At 66.1% G+C, this 632-nt stretch carries 2 protein-coding genes; both read right to left on the bottom strand.

Features of this window, described 5'->3' with window-relative positions:
* Positions 1-266: hypothetical protein (locus AACY52_RS29195; protein ID WP_339561201.1), on the bottom strand; the 266-nt coding region annotated here is incomplete at its 3' end.
* Between the two features lie 75 nt (positions 267-341).
* Positions 342-632: TolC family protein (locus tag AACY52_RS29190; RefSeq protein WP_339561200.1), on the bottom strand; the 291-nt coding region annotated here is incomplete at its 5' end.

The following is a 632-nucleotide window of genomic DNA, read 5'->3' as shown; positions in this document are numbered from 1 at the left end:
CCCGAGAAGATCCGCGTCCAATAGCCACCGCCCGGGATCCAATCGAGCACCTCGTCACCGGGCCCCACACCAGAAAAGGCCAGCACCTCTGCCGCCTTGCGCCGCGCGTCATCGCCCGCTTGATCGGCCCGCGCCGGATTGGCCAGCCCGGCGGCAACGGCACGTTGCGTTTCCTTCGGCGAATGTTTGGAGGCGGGCTCAACCGCTGCCACTGCCGCCGTTGCGACCAGCGCCGTCACCGCCAACCCCGTCAAAACACCGCGCATGCTGTTTCCCCTCACCGTTTGCGCAAATCTACGCCAACAGGCCGCCCCGAGTCACGCGAAAGAGAGGCCACGCGCTTACTCCGGACCGTCCCGGTCGGTGACGACACCGGACCAACCACCCCCCATCGCCTGATACAATTGCACGCGCGCGGCCAACGCATCGCTCCGCGTCTGGATCAGCGCCAATTGTGCGCCGAGCAAGCCGCGCTGCGCATCCAGTTGCTCGAGATAGGGGGAATAGCCTTCGCGATAACGGTTGGTCGCCAATCGCAACCCTTCGGCGAGCGCAGCACGCTGCCGTTCCCCCGAGGCGACTTGCTCGTCCAATCGGTGCACTGCCGCCAGCCCATCCTCGACATCGCGAAA

Origin of the sequence: Pseudomonas sp. EA_65y_Pfl1_P113, from assembly GCF_963970525.1 — a bacterium.
GTDB classification, from domain to species: domain Bacteria; phylum Pseudomonadota; class Gammaproteobacteria; order Pseudomonadales; family Pseudomonadaceae; genus Aquipseudomonas; species Aquipseudomonas tritici.
The sequence above is the reverse complement of the archived record's forward strand: the minus strand, read 5'-3'. Positions and strand labels throughout refer to the sequence as shown.